Origin of the sequence: Photobacterium aquae (assembly GCF_001029445.1) — a bacterium.
Lineage (GTDB): Bacteria > Pseudomonadota > Gammaproteobacteria > Enterobacterales > Vibrionaceae > Photobacterium > Photobacterium aquae.
On the sequence record NZ_LDOT01000004.1, the window covers coordinates 70,452 to 88,362 of the forward strand.

At 55.9% G+C, this 17,911-nt stretch carries 14 protein-coding genes; 5 read left to right on the plus strand and 9 right to left on the minus strand.

Annotated features, from left to right (window positions below):
* Window positions 1–182 precede the first annotated feature (182 nt).
* From hemC to ABT56_RS04365, 4 genes are read left to right on the plus strand one after another with little or no spacing between them, the layout of a single operon-like run.
* Window positions 183–1,115: a hydroxymethylbilane synthase gene (hemC, locus tag ABT56_RS04350; protein WP_047877646.1), complete on the plus strand. Its 933-nt coding sequence runs from the start codon at window positions 183–185 to the stop codon at window positions 1,113–1,115.
* The gene (locus ABT56_RS04355; RefSeq protein WP_047877647.1) at window positions 1,115–1,870 is read left to right on the plus strand and encodes a uroporphyrinogen-III synthase; all 756 of its coding nucleotides are present in this window, start codon (window positions 1,115–1,117) and stop codon (window positions 1,868–1,870) included. The genes hemC and ABT56_RS04355 overlap by 1 nt, the downstream gene beginning before the upstream one ends.
* A 4-nt stretch (window positions 1,871–1,874) precedes the next feature.
* A complete protein-coding gene (gene hemX / locus ABT56_RS04360) occupies window positions 1,875–3,080 on the plus strand; it encodes a uroporphyrinogen-III C-methyltransferase (RefSeq protein ID WP_047877648.1) in 1,206 nt (401 codons plus the stop codon).
* Entirely contained in the window at window positions 3,077–4,264 is a 1,188-nt protein-coding gene (locus tag ABT56_RS04365) for a heme biosynthesis HemY N-terminal domain-containing protein (protein WP_047877649.1), read from the plus strand. Before hemX ends, ABT56_RS04365 begins: the two co-directional genes overlap by 4 nt.
* A gap of 358 nt (window positions 4,265–4,622) precedes the next feature.
* On the opposite strand, the gene ABT56_RS04370 is transcribed toward ABT56_RS04365, so the two are convergent.
* The 3 genes from ABT56_RS04370 to ABT56_RS04380 form a co-directional block, all read right to left on the minus strand.
* Complete coding sequence (locus tag ABT56_RS04370; RefSeq protein ID WP_047877650.1) at window positions 4,623–5,012, minus strand: hypothetical protein; 390 nt, start codon at window positions 5,010–5,012, stop codon at window positions 4,623–4,625.
* A gap of 123 nt (window positions 5,013–5,135) precedes the next feature.
* A complete protein-coding gene (locus ABT56_RS04375; RefSeq protein ID WP_047877651.1) occupies window positions 5,136–5,906 on the minus strand; it encodes a class I SAM-dependent methyltransferase in 771 nt (256 codons plus the stop codon).
* Window positions 5,907–5,965: 59 nt separating this feature from the next.
* Window positions 5,966–9,106 (minus strand): EAL domain-containing protein, encoded by a 3,141-nt coding sequence (locus tag ABT56_RS04380; protein ID WP_053062377.1) that lies wholly within the window; start codon window positions 9,104–9,106, stop codon window positions 5,966–5,968.
* 305 nt (window positions 9,107–9,411) lie between these two features.
* Between ABT56_RS04380 and asnC the strand changes: the two genes are divergently transcribed.
* The gene (asnC, locus tag ABT56_RS04385; protein WP_047877652.1) at window positions 9,412–9,873 is read left to right on the plus strand and encodes a transcriptional regulator AsnC; all 462 of its coding nucleotides are present in this window, start codon (window positions 9,412–9,414) and stop codon (window positions 9,871–9,873) included.
* 48 nt (window positions 9,874–9,921) lie between these two features.
* Here the strand turns inward: asnC and hemB are convergent, their stop codons facing one another.
* The 6 genes from hemB to ABT56_RS04415 all read right to left on the minus strand — a co-directional run bounded on the left by hemB (window position 9,922) and on the right by ABT56_RS04415 (window position 17,231).
* Window positions 9,922–10,974, minus strand: coding sequence for a porphobilinogen synthase (hemB, locus tag ABT56_RS04390; RefSeq protein ID WP_047877653.1), 1,053 nt, complete (start codon window positions 10,972–10,974; stop codon window positions 9,922–9,924).
* 47 nt (window positions 10,975–11,021) lie between these two features.
* Window positions 11,022–11,816, minus strand: coding sequence for a 3'-5' ssDNA/RNA exonuclease TatD (tatD, locus tag ABT56_RS04395; RefSeq protein WP_047877654.1), 795 nt, complete (start codon window positions 11,814–11,816; stop codon window positions 11,022–11,024).
* Between the two features lie 71 nt (window positions 11,817–11,887).
* The gene (locus ABT56_RS04400) at window positions 11,888–12,829 is read right to left on the minus strand and encodes an ABC transporter permease (RefSeq protein ID WP_047877655.1); all 942 of its coding nucleotides are present in this window, start codon (window positions 12,827–12,829) and stop codon (window positions 11,888–11,890) included.
* Window positions 12,830–12,832: 3 nt separating this feature from the next.
* A complete protein-coding gene (locus tag ABT56_RS04405) occupies window positions 12,833–13,810 on the minus strand; it encodes an ABC transporter permease (RefSeq protein WP_047877656.1) in 978 nt (325 codons plus the stop codon).
* Window positions 13,811–13,873: 63 nt separating this feature from the next.
* Window positions 13,874–15,427 (minus strand): ABC transporter substrate-binding protein, encoded by a 1,554-nt coding sequence (locus ABT56_RS04410; protein WP_047877657.1) that lies wholly within the window; start codon window positions 15,425–15,427, stop codon window positions 13,874–13,876.
* An 85-nt stretch (window positions 15,428–15,512) separates the two neighbouring features.
* Window positions 15,513–17,231, minus strand: coding sequence for a dipeptide ABC transporter ATP-binding protein (locus tag ABT56_RS04415; protein WP_047877658.1), 1,719 nt, complete (start codon window positions 17,229–17,231; stop codon window positions 15,513–15,515).
* Window positions 17,232–17,911: the final 680 nt, after the last annotated feature.

Genomic DNA, 17,911 nt, shown 5'->3' on the forward strand with positions numbered 1-17,911 from the left:
ACCTGCCGTGTCGCCTGCATAGATAGTGTAAACGATATGTGAGAAATATCACATTAATAACGCGCAATAGCAAGACACGGCGGAGACATCACATTCCCAGCGACACATAAATTACCATCTAGGCCAATGAATGGTAGGATTAAAGCCATTACAGAGACCTATCAAACTGTGGATTTTCCTCTATGACAGATTCCCCGATCCGTATCGCCACCCGCAAAAGCCCGTTGGCCATGTGGCAAGCCGAATTCGTAAAAGACGCCCTTGAACAGGCCCATCCCGGCATCGTTGTCGAACTGGTACCTATGGTCACCAAAGGCGATATCATCTTGGATACCCCACTGGCCAAGGTCGGCGGCAAGGGGCTTTTTGTCAAAGAACTGGAAGTCGCGATGCTTGAAGGCCGCGCCGATATCGCCGTGCACTCCATGAAAGACGTACCGGTCGAGTTCCCGGAAGGCCTCGGCCTGGTCACCATCTGCGAGCGCGAAGATCCCCGCGATGCCTTCGTTTCCAACCACTACGACAATATCGACGCCCTGCCAGCCGGCGCCGTTGTCGGCACCTCCAGCCTGCGCCGCCAGTGCCAGCTCCGTGCCCAGCGTCCTGATCTCGTTGTCAAAGACCTACGCGGCAACGTGAACACCCGCCTGGCCAAACTGGACAACGGCGAATACGACGCCATTATCCTGGCCTGCGCCGGCCTGATGCGCCTGAAAATGGAAGATCGGATCCGATGTGCCATCGCACCGGAAGTCAGCCTGCCAGCGGTCGGCCAAGGAGCAGTCGGTATCGAATGCCGCCTTGACGATACCCGCGTTCGCGGCCTGCTTGACGCCCTCAACCATCCAGAAACCGCGACTCGCGTACTTTGCGAGCGAGCCATGAACAATCGCCTGCAAGGCGGCTGCCAAGTACCTATCGGCAGCTACGCCCTGCTAGACGGCGACCAAATCTGGCTTCGCGCCCTTGTCGGCGAACCTGACGGCAGCAAGATTGTCCGCGGCGAAATCTCCGGCCCGGCAGCCGATGCCGAGCAGCTGGGAACCGCCCTCGCCGACCAACTGCTGGCCGATGGTGCCAAGACGATTCTGGACACCCTTTACGGCAACGCCTAATGACCATACTGATCACCCGGCCCTCACCGGATGGCGACCAACTCACCCGGCAGCTCAATGCTGCCGGCTACCCGGCCATTGCCCAGCCCCTGCTCGAAATCGCCCCCGGAAATGGGCTCACAAACCTCCCGCAACAGCTTGAAACACTTAAAAATGGCGATTTCCTGATTGTCGTCAGTGTTAACGCAGCCAACCTAGCGCACAATTACTTAATGTCGATAGGTGCCAGCTGGCCAAAAAACGTGCATTATATAGCAGTCGGACAGAAAACCGCCGAGGCGATGAAATGCCATACAGGCCTACCGGTCCATACCCCGCTCGAGCGCAGCGACAGCGAAGGGCTGCTGGCCCTGCCCGTTCTCAGCAACGTCAACCAATGCCGGGTGCTTATCCTCCGCGGCAACGGCGGACGGGAATTGATCCGAGAGCAATTGGCCAGCGCGGGCGCCGACGTCAGCTACTGCGAGGCATACCAGCGTTGCTGGCTGCCACTTGATGGTGAGCAGCTCTGCCAACAATGGCAGCAAGCAGGTGTCGATTCCATCGTCGTGACCAGCGGCGAGCAGTTGGATCGATTAGCCCAGCTGATACCCGACAGCGCAACGGCTTGGTTTTTCCAATGCAAGCTATTCGTACCAAGCCAGCGAATCGCAAACCAGGCAGCCATGCTTGGTTTCCATTTAATTTCCAATGTGAACAGCGCAGCCAACGGCCCGCTCTTCACTACCCTAAGCAATAAAGGCACGATGGGATAATCGGATGACTGATAAAAAAACCAATAATGAGACGCCTGCAGATAAGCAACAATCCGCAGCAACCACGACCTCTGGCAAGCAAGGAAGCGCAAGTGCCAAGCCGCAAGCGCCCGCCTCTGAATCCACACCGAAAAAGCCAGAACAAAACACCCAAAACGCCGCCGAGCACACCCCTTCCAAACCAACGGAAAAATCCAGTGGCAGCAAAACTGGCGCTATCGCCATTGCCCTTGTTATCGCCCTTGGTGCAGGCCTCTACTACCATGGCCACCAGCAGACCCTAGCCCAAAATGCCAAGATGGCTGCACTGCAAAAGGAAATCGCAGGCCTCAATACCGCCCTTCAGGCCGCCCAGCAAAAAACACTCGAACAAGTCAACAGCGATCTCCAGCGCACCGAAGTCTCGATTGAACAGCAAAACAAATCCATTACCGGTCTTCAAATGGCCCTGTCTGAAATGGAAGGCCGCCGTCCAAACGACTGGCTGCTGGCCGAAGCGGACTACCTAGTCAAAATGGCTGGGCGCAAACTGTGGCTTGAGCATGACACTGCCAGCGCCACGGTACTGCTTGAATCCGCAGACCACCGCATCGCCGAGCTCAACGATCCGAGCCTGACACCTATCCGTCAGGCCATGCACAGTGATATCACCGCCCTCAAGGCCGTGGCAAGAATCGACCGTGACGGATTGGTTATGCGCCTGACCAGCCTTCAGCAACAAGTTGCCAAGCTACCGCTTGCCAACGCCTTCCTACCTGAAGCTGAAGTGGTCGAGCAAAAGGAAATCTCTGGCTCAATCCATGACTGGAAAGCCAACCTGATGACATCGCTAAAGAACTTTGGCGAGCACTTTGTCACCTACCGCAAGCGTGACGGCAATGTCACCCCGCTTCTGACTCCGCAGCAAGACTTCTACCTGCAGGAAAATATTAAGTCGAAGCTGGAAACGGCCATCAAGGCGGTCTACCGTGAGCAAGGCGGCCTATATACCCAATCACTGACCATGGCCAAAGAGTGGGCAGAGCAGTTCTACAACCTTGAAGATCCTGCGGTACAGAGCTTCATCGCCACCCTCGACAAGCTGACCAAGGAGCCAATCGAAGCGAGCTACCCAAGCAAGCTGGATTCCCAGCCTTTGATCACCGACGCCATCAGCGAGCGCCTGCGCCAGCAGGTCAAGCCACTTAACACAGAGGAGACGGCGGCATGATCCGACTTCTACTGCTGGTTGCCGCGCTGATTGCCGGCATCGTGGCTGGCCCGATGCTGGCCGGCAACCAAGGCTATGTCCTCATTTCGGCAGCCAACCAAACCTTGGAAATGAGCCTAACCACACTTATTTTGCTCATCATCGTGTTGTTCGGCGTGTTCTTCCTGCTCGAAACCCTGCTCAAGTGGCTGCTATCCCTAAGCAGCACGACCCGTGGCTGGTTCTCTGGCCGCAAGGCCCGCAAGGCACGTGCTCAGACCTCTCTCGGCCTACTGCGTGTTATTGAAGGCGACTGGAAACAAGCTGAGAAGCTGGTTGTGAAATCAGCCAAGCACAGCGACAGCCCGGTACTGAACTACCTTGCCGCCGCAGAAGCCGCACAGGGAATGGGCAATGCAAGCCAGCGGGACGAGTACCTCAAGCTGGCCGCAGACACCGACGGCCAAAGCCTAGCGGTTGCATTGACCCGAGCCAAGCTCCAATACCAACAGCAGCAGTACGAGCAGGCTATCGCCACCCTTCAGGGGATCAAGCAAGACCACAGCCGCAACCCGGTTCTACTGGGCCTGCTCAAGGACAGCTACCTCAAGCTGGAAGACTGGAAACCGCTGCTGGCTATCTTGCCTCAGCTTGAAAAGGCCGGTGTCGTCACCGCCGAAGAGAGCGCCGAGCTGGCCATCAAGGCCGAGTGTGGCATCATGCAGCACCTTGCCAAGCAGCACGGCAGCGAAGGGCTAATGGGCCACTGGAACAGCCTTGGCCGCAAGACCAAGCAACAGCCAGCGCTTATTGCCTGCTTCGTCAAGCTGATGAGCGAGCACAATGCCGACAGCGAGGCTTATACCGTACTGCGCGACGCCATCAAGAAGAGCAACGACGAGTCGCTCATTGCGCTCGTACCACAGCTGAAACTGGCTGATAGCCATCCAGCTATCGTCAAGCTGCAGGATCTACTGCGTTATGACAGCAGCAACCCGAGCACCCACAGCGCCCTGGGCCAGCTACTGATGCGCGAAGGCAAGTTCGACGAAGCCAAGGCACATTTCGAAAAAGCCATCGCCCTGCGCCCAGACGTCAGTGACTACAGCTACCTCGTCGAGGTCCTTGACCAACTCAAGGATCCAAAAGGTGCAGCCGAGGCTTCGCGCCAGGCATTGACGCTCGCACTACCGGCTAGAAGCTGAACCGAAGTCACAATAATACCCCGATAACAAAAAGCACCCTTATGGGTGCTTTTTTATGTCAGAAAACAATAATTTATATTTCTGAAATCCTACAATTGTTTCCACCTGTTAACAGCAGTTTCAGCGTGTTATCACCCCATTGCTAGCACTATGTAAAAACGATTCAATAGCCATTCATCTTGCTCAACAACAAATGGATAACTAACTATGGATATGCTTCCTTGGTTAATCGTTTCAGGGATTATTGTTTCGGTGATCACCTGCCTGATGACTGCAGTACTGATCAAAGAGTCGTAAATAAACATAAAAAAACCTCCGGCTCGGAGGTTTTTTTATCGCTCTCTACACAGAGACTACATTACGATGACTGCAGTGATTCCCTGACCTTATCCAGCACCTTGTCATAACGCCGGGCCGCCTTCATGGCCTGCTTTAGCCGCTTGGCCTTCTTCTTGGCAAGCTTCTTGAGACTCTTCATCTGCTTGGCCTGCTTTTTGCCCGATACCTTATCCTTTTCCAAGGCGGCAGGTTCACGCTGAGGCACATCCTCGCCCAGCACCGGCAACGTCACCTCGTCGGTACGCTTATCCATCTTCTTGATTGCCAGAGGCTTGCACAAGTGCCCCTTGTCACTGGCTGCGCGGGCGCAGCTCGTACAGACATACTTAGGGGTCCCTATGATCTGGCATATCTGCGGAAACCTCTCGGCAATTTCCGCACTTCGGTATTTGCACAGTGACTTAGCCATGCTTCCTCCTGTTGGTTCCGGTCGTCACAGGGCTGACTCCACAACGCCGGATCATTCTTATGTACCAACAATATAACCCCAAGCAGCCTCATTGTGCGCGTTAATCCGAACCGGGGCCGGCGGCTACTTCATCGCCGCCTTAACGTAGACATCAAAACGGTTTTTCTTGGTCTCGATAGCCATCGCCGGGGCTTGCTCTGCCAATGGCTCGGCATAGTCGGGACGCTTAACCACCACCCGCTTGGTCGCCAGTGCCAACGCTGGAGCCAGCAGGCTGTCTGCATCATCGTCAGCCCCCACGAGACTCTGGAATACCCGCATCTCCTTCTTCACCAGCGCCGACTTCTTCTTGTGCGGGTACATCGGATCAAGATAAACCACATCAGGGGCCTCGAAGTCCGGGTCGGCTGCCAGTTGCGACAGGGCATCATGACTCGATGCATGGATCAGGCTCAGGCGCTCGCTGACCCAACCGCCGATTTCCGAATCGGCCTTGGCACGAGCCAAGCCGTCATCGAGCAACGCCGCCACCACAGGATGACGCTCAACCATTTGAACCCGGCATCCCAGCGAAGCCAAAACAAAGGCATCTCGGCCCAAGCCAGCGGTACCGTCCACCACTCGAGGACTGACACCGCCCTTGAGGCCAACCGCCTTGGCGATCGACTGACCACGGCCGCCACCGAATTTACGGCGATGGGCCGCAGCCCCGCCAGCCAGGTCAACATACACCGCACCCAACTTTGGCTCATCGCGCTTGTGCAGCTCAAGACGCTCGTCTGTCAGCACCAACGCAAACAGACTATCGGGATCATGGTGCAACCCCCAGCGCTCGGCGAGTAAGTCGAGTTCTGGCTGACGTTCAGGCTGGTGACAAAGTAAAGCTATCTGCACGGGGTTCTCCGGTAAATAAGGGAGGCCCCGGCATATCCGCCAAGGCCAATTGGCGAGGATTATACCACCTCCGCCCGGTTGCTCAATTGAGCAACCAATTCGGCCAACGGCTGCGGCTGGCCGAACAGGTAGCCCTGGGCGTAATCCACCCCAAGGGCCTCGAGGCGAGCTAGGATTTGCGGGGTCTCGACAAACTCGGCAACGGTTTGCTTGCCCATGGTCTTGGCCAGTTCGTTGATGGCCTTGACCATGGCCAGATCCATTTCATCGTCATTGATATCCCGGACAAACATGCCGTCAATCTTGATGATATCCACCGGCAGGCGCTTGAGATAACCGAATGACGACAGTCCCGAGCCAAAGTCATCCAACGAAATCACGCACCCCAGCGCCTTTAGCCGAGTACAAAGGCGGATTGCCTCGCTCATATTGCCAATGGCTGCCGTCTCGGTAATTTCGAGGCAAAGCTTGTGGGTCGGCAACCCGGAAGAACGTATCTTGTCCATCAAGAAGTGGACAAAATCCCGATCCCCCATCGACTGCCCCGAAAGGTTAATGGCACACATATCCAAGGCCTCGACCGCATCGGGGTTGGCCACCAGCCAATCAAACACTTCGCTCACCACATAACGATCGATCCGGTGGGCAAGGTTATAGCGTTCGGCCGCCGGCATAAACACACCGGGAGAGACTAACTCTCCACTATCATCATAGATCCTCATCAGGATCTCGTAATGATGGCCGCGGCCAGCCTCCGGGTTAATAGGAACGATCTGCTGGGCATACATAACCACCCTGTGCTCAGCCAAGGCTCGTCGAATCAAGCTAACCCACTCCATTTCCCGCTGGCGACGGCGAAGCTCCTCGTCATCCGGCCGGTAGAGGTGGAGCCTGTTCCGCCCTTCGTCCTTGGCGGCATAGCAGGCGGTATCGGCCTGGGCATGGACTTGCTGGGATGAACCTGCCGTCCCGTCAATCATCCGCAGGCCTATCGATGCACCCAAACTAAAACGGGTGCTCTGCCAGTAAAACTCAGCAACCTCGAGGGTTTTGAGGATCCGGCGACCAAACGCAATCGCATCGTTGAGGTTGCTGTGGTGAAGAATCACTGCGAACTCATCACCGCCAAGACGGGCCAGCACGGCCTCCTCTGGGGTCAGATCCTTCAGGAGCTGAGCGACTTGCTTGAGCGCCTCGTCACCCGCCTCATGGCCGGCGGTATCGTTGATCACCTTGAACTGGTCCAGGTCAATATAGAACATGGCATGCAGGGCCTGCTGATCGCGGGACTCCTGCAACGCTGTCTCCAGCGCATGTTCAAAATGATTTCGGTTGTAGAGATCCGTCAGGTAATCATGGCGCGCCTGATAGGCCAGCTGCTCCTCGAGCTCACGGGTCGAGGTAATATCTTCGCCAACAACCAGCAGATGCTGACGCCCCTGTGATTGGCGAATGGTTTCACGGATCCAGACCCGACGGCCATCCGCACAACAATAACGCAGCTGACGACGCCATACCCGAGGACCAACCCCCTCCCGTGTCGAGGTAATATACTGCTGCGGCATTGGCGTATCACCGTCATAGAAACGCGTCACCTTATGGCCAAGCAACTCACGCTTGCTATACCCCAGCAAATCCGCAGCAAACTGATTGACCGACTGGATTCTGGAGAGGCGATCCACCGTCAGCAACATCACGGGCTGCTGCTCATAGAGCAGGCGGTAGCTGATCTCCCGCTCGCGTAGGGTCTCTTCCATCTGGCGCCGGGTTGTCACGTCGCGGGCCTCGAACAACAGTTGGGGCTCACCGGCCTCATCGGCGGGCAACCGCTTCACCACAATATCTAAGACGCGAGTCCCGTCATCCTGACTCTGGATCTCCAGCTCCAGCCGGACAGGCTGATCAATACCCGCCGTCGCAAACGCGTCCTTGAGCGACTCCGATGCCGGTACCGGCCAGCAATACCACTGCCACAGCGGCTGATCATATTTCAGGACGGAGCGACCAACCAAATCCTGCATCGTCAAGTTGGCCGATACCAGCAGCCCCTCGCTATCAAGGATACCGATGTACTGGAAACTCTGGTCAAATACCCCGGCAAACAGTGCTCGACTCTGGCGCAGGCGCTGTTCGCCCTTACGCAAACGACGAATAATCATCATCAACAACATAATCACCCCTCCCATCACGGCCAGGGTAATAGCCAGCACCTTGATCTCACGCTGGTAGCGATGGAGCCAAGATTGCGGTTCATTGACCACCAGCATGTCGATGTTGGATGCCTTGAGATGCCAGCGCTTCATCACTGGGTAGTTGAAAATGGCCTGTCCATGATTATGAACAAAGGCTGGGAATTCGGTGATCTCGCCATTGACCAGCTTGACCAGTTGCTGCCCGGCCAACTGCCCTTTGTCAAAGCCGCTGGTCATCACCCCGCCTGCCACGCCGTTTTCAAGCAAATAGCGGTAGGACGCATAGACCGGGGCGGCCGCCGTCTGGGTCAGGCGGTTTAGGAAGTCATCGCTAGACATGTACTGCCCGCTACCGTCAAGGTAGTAGCTAAGGTAGATAATGGCCGACTTAGGGGGGAGCTTTGCCATCTGCTCGAACACCCGCTCGAACGACTGCGTCCCGACCCGGCTAACCGCCAAGTCAAGAAAGTTGATCGACATGAACTCGCGCATACTCTTCCACAGCGCCCGTCCCGTCACGGTATTGTCGGCAATCACATACACCCGTTCGAGATCCGGCATAACCGACAGAGCCAGCGAGATATTGTCGGATGGATCGGTTTGCTCCAACACCCCGACCACATTCTTGAGGTTCTTGTGCCGGTCAGGCGAATAGTCGTTGATCCCGAGCAGCACCACCGGTGTCTCGCCGACCTCATCGCCAAGCTGGTTGAGCAGCCACAGGGCGTTGTCATCAACCACGACAATATAGCGGTAGTGCTCACGCGCCAACTTGGTACGGTAGAGATCCAGCAGCTCGGCAAGATAGTCGGGGGACTGGTAGCGTTTGCTGTCGAGGTAATTGACATGCAGCGGGATCCCATACGGCTTCGTCGCCGATTCGAGGCCGGACTGGATCGCCTTGGTCCACCGCATCCCCTGATGGTAGGAGTGGATCACCAGCGTGTCGTTGAGACTGGCAGCCGCAGGCATCAACCAACAACAAAACAACAAAGCAATAAAACGCATCTTCCTGATAGTCCTAAACCAAAACGACGGGTAGATACCGGTCCCCCGCGGGGCCTAGCCCTACGGCACCGATATTGTTCGATATAATTGAAGGAGTTACGAGACGACAGTATATACCCAAGTGATCTCAAGATGTATGATTCCGGATGGGTATAGCACATCAGGTTCATTGGATACACATATCGTCGTGACGACCATATCTGCCCCCGCACCATGGTAAGAAATCCGCTGAATCTCACCGCCACGCCCTGAAGTGCCGGGGGTAAGATGATGAACACTATGGAATAAACCAAGGACAGCCACACATGACAACTACGCTGCGTATCGACGATCTCGACCGCGAGATCCTCAACACCCTAATGAATGACGCCCGCACCCCTTATGCCGAAATGGCCAAGCGCTTCAATGTCAGCCCAGCCACTGTCCATGTCCGGGTGGAAAAAATGCGGGCAGCCAATATCATCACCGGCACAGAAGTGGTGATCAATCCCAAATTGCTCGGCTATGACGTCTGCTGCTTTATCGGCATCAACCTCAATGCGGCACGCGACTACCATTCGGCACTGACCAAGCTCAACGAACTCGAAGAGGTCGTCGAGGCCTACTACACCACCGGGGCCTACAACATCTTCGTCAAGCTGATGTGCAAATCCATCGAGGAGCTGCAGTACGTCCTGATCGACAAACTCCAGGCCATCGACGAGGTCCAGTCGACCGAAACCCTGATCTCGCTGCAAAACCCTATCAACCGCAACGTCAAACCATAAAGCAAAACGGGAGCCGAAGCTCCCGTTTAACATCAAGCACAGCCAGCGTTAGGCGTTATCGCTACGCTCAACGGATGCCTGACGCGCAGCAGCGTCTTCGGCAAGCCACTCTGCCACTCGCTTGGCAAAGTAAGTCAGGACGCCGTCGGCACCAGCACGCTTGAAGCAAAGCAGCGATTCCATGATGGTCTCGCGCTCCTTAAGCCAGCCATTTTGAATGGCCGCCATGTGCATCGCATACTCGCCAGAGACCTGATAGGCAAAGGTCGGTACCTGCAATTCGGTCTTCACGCGGCGGACCACGTCAAGGTAAGGCATGCCTGGCTTGACCATCACCATATCCGCCCCTTCGTTGACGTCCATCGCCACTTCGTGCAGCGCTTCGTCGCTGTTGGCCGGATCCATCTGGTACGTTTTCTTGTCCCCGCCCTTGAGGTTACCCGCAGAGCCAACCGCATCGCGGAACGGGCCATAATAGTTAGACGCATACTTGGCCGAATAGGCCATGATCTGGGTATGGATATAACCCGCTTCTTCCAGCGCCTCACGGATCGCGCCGATACGGCCGTCCATCATGTCCGACGGTGCCACAACGTCAGCACCGGCTTCAGCGTGAGACAACGCCTGCTTGATCAGCACCTCTGTGGTCACATCGTTGATCACGTAACCTTCTTCGTCGATGATACCGTCCTGACCGTGCACGGTGAACGGGTCTAATGCCACGTCGGTGATCACACCCATCTGCGGCACATGCTCCTTGAGCAGGCGCACGGCACGCTGCACCAAGCCTTCCGGGTTGTAGGCCTCTGCCGCGCAGAGCGTCTTGACGTCCTGCGACACTACAGGGAACAACGCGATAGCCGGCACACCCAGCTTAGCGAGGTATTCGGCTTCCTGCAGCAATAAGTCAATCGACAGACGCTCAATCCCGGGCATCGAATCGACGGTCTCGCGACGGTTCTTACCCATAAGAACAAACATCGGGTAGATCAGATCGTTCACGGAAATCTGGTTTTCCGCCATCAAGCGACGGCTAAAGTCATGCTTACGCATGCGACGCATACGGCGTGCCGGGAACGCGCCCTGGATAGATACAGACACTGCCTTCTCCTTCTTGGATTGATTCTGCCCCGATCATACCACTCCCGTCAGGCTACAGGGTGCGCGATTTTAAAAAATGCCTGACTCGTTGAGGTCGCATTGCCCATCACGACCTCTGCTGACTGGCCACGGCAGTGGGCAATCACAGTCGCAATATGGGGTAGGTACATCGGCTCATTACGGCTCGACTTGGGCTTAGGACGGTAATCGCGAGGCAACAAATAGGGGCTATCTGTCTCGATCATCAAGCGATTGTCTGGAATATGACGGACAATATCACGCAACTCTGTACCGCGCCGCTCGTCACACACCCACCCCGTGATCCCGATATGCAAATCGAGATCAAGGCAATCGCGCAGCTCGGCCTCGCTACCGGTGAAACAGTGCAGGACAGCCGCCGGCAGTTTGTCACGCCAAGGCTTGAGAATGGCAAGGAAACGCTCGTGGGCATCACGGCAGTGCATGAAAACCGGCATTTTCAGCTCGGCTGCCAGTGCGAGCTGGGCCTCAAAGACCGCTTCTTGCTGCGGGCGGGGCGAGAAATCGCGATTGAAATCCAGACCGCACTCACCGATTGCCACCACTTCCGGGGCCGCGGCCAGCGCACGCAAAGCAGGCAGGGACAGATCATCAACCGTTTTGGCGTCATGGGGGTGCACGCCCGCGGTACTGAAACAATAGCCCGGCCAGCGGCGGGCCAACTCGAGGGCCTCCCGGCTCTCTTCGATGCTGGTGCCGGTGATCACTATACCGCCGACGCCAACCTCGCGAGCCCGGGCGACAACGTCATCGCGATCCTTGTCAAACCGGCTGTTGGTCAAGTTAACCCCGATATCAATCATTGCAGTGCCTCTTAGTCAGAATTGTCCACCACAAGGTAATGAAATCGGGGCTATTTGGCTAGCGCGACCACCTAGCCTTTGTAGATTTTCGGGTTGAACACGTCGCGCAGCCAGTCACCGAGCAGGTTGATCACCAGCACGAGGGCAACCAGTACCAACCCGGGGAACGCGGTGATCCACCAGGAGCCCGAGAAGATATAGTTGAAACCAATGCTGATCAGCGAGCCGAGCGACGGCTGGTCGACCGGCAAGCCCAGGCCGAGAAACGACAGGGCGGCCTCCGACATGATGGCATTGGCCACCTGAACGGTCGAGATCACCAAGATAGGCGACAGGCAGTTCGGCAGAATGTGGCGGAACATGATCCGCGGGGAGCGGAAGCCCATCACCCTCGCAGCCTCGACATACTCCTTCTTCTTCTCGGCCAGCACCGAGGCACGCACGGTACGGGCATACTGCGGCCATTCGGCCACCCCGATAATCACCACCAACATCACCACCGCGTACTGAGCAAACAGCTCGGAGCCAAGGGCGGTACGGAAGATTGCCGAGACGATAATCGCCACCATCATGGTCGAGAACGACAACTGGACATCGGCCACACGCATCAGGAAGCTATCGACACGACCGCCGAAGTAACCTGCGCAAAGACCGATGATCACCCCCAGCGTCAGCTGCAGGCCCACGGCCAACAGGCCGATTGTCAGCGACAACCGCGAGCCGTAGAGGATGGTCGAGAAAATATCGCGGCCCTGATCGTCGGTGCCGAGCAGGAACCGGCTATCGCCGTCTTCCATCCATGACGGTGGCAGCTCGGAGTCCATGATATCGATCGACGACAAATCATAAGGATTGGTCGGTGCAAGCCACGGGGCCAACAGCGCCGACATCGCAAACACCAGCAACAGAGCGAAACTCGCCATCGCCACCTTGTCGCGGCGGAAATAATAGAGGAAATCCGATTCTAAAAACTGTGCCCAGCGGCTCGGGGCAGTCATTGCATTGCTCTTCATGGCTTACTCTCCCTTGCCGGTCAGGTTAACGGTCGGATTGACCAGACCGTATAGCAAATCAACGATGGTGTTGGTCACCACGAACACCAGCCCCACAAAAATCACATAAGCGGTGATCAGCGGGGTATCAACCCGATTGATGGCCTCGAGGAACAGAAAGCCGGTCCCCGGCCACTGGAAGACGGTCTCGGTCAAAATGGTATACGCCACCATGGTGCCAATCTGAACCCCGCCCACCGTCAATACCGGCAGCATGGTGTTTTTCAGGGCATGGCGGTAGTAGATTTTCTTGAGCGGTAGCCCCTTGGCCTTGGCAAACTTGATGTATTCGGAGCTCAGTACCTCCAGCATCTCGGCGCGGACCAGACGGATGAACAACGGCAGCATGATCGAGGCCAGCGCGATACATGGCAGTACCAGATGGCGCAGGCCATCCAAGGTAAAATAGCCCGACTCCCAGCCCAGCACATTGGCCGTCTCGCCCCGCCCGTATGACGGCAGCCAGCCCAGCTCAATCGAGAAGACATACATCAGCATGATCGCGGTCAGAAACACCGGGATGGAGATCCCGATACTGCTCAGCGCCATCACCGCCTTGGTGAAAACGCTATTGGGATGGATGGCCGAATAGACCCCGAGCGGGATGGAGACCAGCACGATGATCAGCGAGGCCCCGAAAACCAGCTCGAGGGTCGCCACCAGCTTGTCGAGGATCACCTCAGCCGCCGGGCGCTTGAAGAAATAGGAGGTCCCCAGATCCCCCTGCAGTGCATTGCCGACAAACCGGCTGTACTTGGTGACGAACGGATCATTAAGCCCCATCTCGTCCCGTAATTCTTGACGTTCAGCTTCTGATACCGACTGACCCACCAGCTCACGCAGCGGATCACCCAGATTGTCCTGAATGGCAAACGCCACCAGACTGATCACAAACATCACTATCAGTGCCTGAAACAGGCGCTTGACCAGAAACGTAAACATTCCCTGCCCCTTTTCTATCCTTGTTCCGTGCCGGCCTTCCCGGCCGGCACGCCACACTCACCTTTAATCGACGACCAGATCACCGAAATAAGGCATCACCATCGGGTTCACGATCTCAGCCGCATGGACGTTGCTCTTGGCCCCCCATGCCTCGCTCTGCCAGTGCATCGGCACGAACGCAGCATCCTTATACAGGAGCCCCTCGACATCCTTGAGCATCTGGGCACGCTTGGCCGGATCCGTCTCCTTGTTCGACAGCTCCACCAGCTTGTCGACTTCCGAGTTGGAGTAGTAGCCACAGTTGTACTGGCCCTTGCCGGTTTCCGCATTGCGGGTCATGGTCAGGAATTCGGTCAGGTTAGCCGAGTCTTCCGTATCTGAGTGCCAGCCAATCATCATCATATCCGCAGCGCAGACATCGAACTCCGGCCAGTACTGGGCCTTGGGCAGCGTCTTGAGGTCAACCTTGATCCCGATCTTCGACAGCATCGCCGCCGTAGCCTGGGCCACCTTGGCATCATTCACGTAACGGTTGTTCGGGGCCATCATGGTCAGCTTGAAGCCATCGGCATAGCCCGCCTCCTTCATCAGCTGCTTGGCCTTCTTCACGTCATAGCGCGGTACCAAGGCCTCGTCGTATCCCGCATAGCCTGCCGGCCCCTGCTGGCCTGCCGCCGTGGCGAAACCCTTCATGATTTTCTTGACGATACCCTCGTTATTGATGGCGTGGACGATAGCCTGACGTACACGCGCATCCTTCAGGGCCGGGTTGGAATTCTGGTTCATCTGGAAGGTGATCACGCGCGTCCCTGGCAACGTCACCAGCTCGATCCCCTTGGCCCCCTTGACACGCTCATGGTCGTTAGGGGCAACCGGGTGGATCATATCCACGCCACCGGAAAGCAAGGCCGCCACCCGGGTGGCATTTTCCTTGATCGGCACCAGTGTCAGCTTGTCCACGTTGCCTTTCGAGCCCTTGTCCCAGTAGTCAGCGAAGCGCTCGAACTCCACCTTGACGCCCTGCTCGCGCTCGGTAACGATGAACGGGCCAGTTCCCGAAATATGGGTCGAGGCAAAAGAGTTACCATGCTTGACCAGCTCGGCCTTGTCTTTGCCGTCCGCTGTCTTGCCGGTATAGAACTTGCTGTCCATCGGGAAAATGTAGGTTGCGGTCTGTAGCACCAACGGGTAAGGGTACTTGGAAACCAGCTCGACCGTGTAATCGTCGACCTTGTTCATCGCCGAGTAAGGTTCGAAGATCGCCTTGAAGTCAGGCGATGATTTCAAGCGGGCAAATGTCCATACCACGTCATCGGCCGTCATCGCGTTGCCCGAGTGGAACTTCACCCCCTGACGCAGCTTGAAACGGTAAGTGGTGTCGTCTACGCGCTCCCAGCTTTCCGCCAGACGCGGCTCGAACTCCAGCTTCTGGGTATAACGGACCAACGGGTCCATCACCATGTGAGACAGCTGAAGCGTACCGCCGGACAGCTGCTCATGGGGATCGAGCGAGACGGGATCGGCGTCATAGGCCACCTTGATTTCGGCAGCAGAAACGCCAAAGCCGAGGCCGGCAGCCATCAGGGCGATGGCTAGCTTGGTCTTGAGGGTTTTCATTGCATAGCTCCTTTATGCGGGAGGAAACTCCCTTTTGTGTTGTGTTTGCTTATTGTTCAGTTCGGCCGCATTGGCCGGGGCGTGTTCATGCCTGCTTCAGCCCCTGCTGGCTCATACCCTTGAACTCGGGCATCAGCGAAATCAGCTTGCGGCTATATTCGTGCTGCGGGGCCGTGAACAACTGTTCGGTGTGGGCCACTTCGAGCAGGGTACCGTGCTGCATCACCCCGATGCGATCACACATCTGGCGGATCACCGGGAGGTCATGGCTGATAAACAGCATCGTCAGGTTGAGTTCGTCCTGGAGATCCTTGAGCAGGTTGAGGATTTGCGCCTGGACCGACACGTCAAGGGCCGAGGTAGGCTCATCACATATCAGCAGTCGCGGGCGGGTAGCCAGCGCGCGCGCGATCGAGATCCGCTGGCGCTGTCCCCCTGAGAACTCATGGGGGTACTTCAGCCCGGCGGCACTGCCCAAGCCAACGTGGTTGAGCAGATCACGGACTATCTGGCGTGTCTCGCTTTCGCTGCCGGTCAGGCGATGGAAGCGGATAGGCTCGGCGATAATATCGGCCACTTTCATCCGCGGGTTCATCGAGGTGTACGGATTCTGAAATACCATCTGCATCTGGCGGCGCAGCGGCCGGCGCTTGGCCTCGCTCTTGATAGCCGTGAGATCAATTCCCTCGAAAACCACCCGGCCAGAATTAGGCGGGTAGAGGCCGGCGATCACCCGGGCAATGGTCGATTTTCCCGAGCCGGACTCCCCAACCAAGCCGAAGGTTTCACCTTCCTTGATCTCAAAGCTGACGTTGTTTGATGCCTGGACGTATTCCCGGCGACTTTCGAAAAAAGAATCCTTGGTGACAAAGCGCAAATTGACGTTTTCAACCTGGAGCAAAGCGCCGCTGTAGCTACGCTGATCCTCGCTCTGGCCCAGCCAATGGGTCTTCACATCCAGCGGGGCTGAGGTTTCGGCCTCTTCGATATAGCTCACCAACGGGAAGCGCTTGAGCTTGATATCCGAACGCGGCACCGCAGAGATCAGGCTCTGGGTGTAAGGATGGTTAGGATGGCCGAGCACTTGCTCTGTCGTTCCCAGCTCGACCAGATCGCCACGGTACATCACTGCGACCCGATCCGTTACGTTGGCTACCACCCCCATATCGTGGGTCACCAGCATGCAGCCAACATTCTTCTTGACGCACAGCTCGCGGATCAGCGTCAGGATTTGGTCCTGAATAGAAACATCCAGTGCTGTCGTCGGCTCATCGGCGATGATCAGATCCGGCTCGCCCGCCAGTGCAATGGCAATCACCACACGTTGGCGCATCCCGCCGGAAAACTGATGCGGGTACTGCTTGATACGCAATTCCGGCTGCGGGATCCCGACCTGCGCCATTAGGCTAAGCGCCCGCTTCAAAGCCTCATCATGACTGACGTTGAGATTACAAAGAATGGTTTCGGTCAGCTGTTGCTCGACCGTGAACAGCGGGTTGAGCGACGTCATTGGGTCCTGAAAAATAAACCCAATTTTCGCCCCTCTCACCGAGCGCATTTGCTCAGGAGACAACCCAGAGATCAATTGACCGTCGAGGTAGACCTCGCCGCTTGCCACCTTTCCCGGAGGGCTCAGCAAATCAATCACTGCATTGCCGACGGTAGACTTGCCAGCCCCAGACTCGCCGACCACTCCGACAATCTCGCCCCGCTCAATAGAAAAAGAGAGTGATTTGACTGCAGCATGAGTCCCGTGCCGTGACGGATACTCAATACGCAGGTTTTTTACTTCCAATAAAGCCATTACCAGACCCCAACTGCTCGGCAGCGTTCTGCCCTGTCTGAAAAACGAATCCCTTCCAATTCAGCATAATTTGCTGAATATATGTTCAACACACAATCTGTCAAATATTTCACAGAAAATCAACAAGACTCAGTGAAAAAACTATATTGGTGAATAAATAAAGAATAAATTATCACTTAACAACATTTTAACATCATGCTATTAGACAATGATTTCAATTGGAAATGGCAGGTAAGGCAATGAATATCAGTACATAAATCTAACTCTAAGGTTATAAGTAATAACTTAATACGACATACTGAAAGAATAAATAGTTAATAGCAAAGCCAGCCGCGGTTAACACTACAGAAACAAATACCAATATATCTATGAATACCACATTAAAAACACATACCAACTAACAATAACCGGATGACTACTCTGACAAATTACACAATTTGCAGAAGATCACACTTCTAGTCAGCACAAAAATCATACGGTTCTTTCTCACCTTCCGATAATATTCCGCGACTAAACAAAGTAGAACAGGGCAAACAAATACGCTGGACAGACGAACAGTCCGCTTTAGCTGGGAACAACAAGGATTAATTAAAGATGGGTATAAGATAGGAAGGCGGGCTTTTTTGCATTTGTTTTTCCAAGTGACAGATGCAAAAAAGCCTCGTCATTTCTGACGAGGC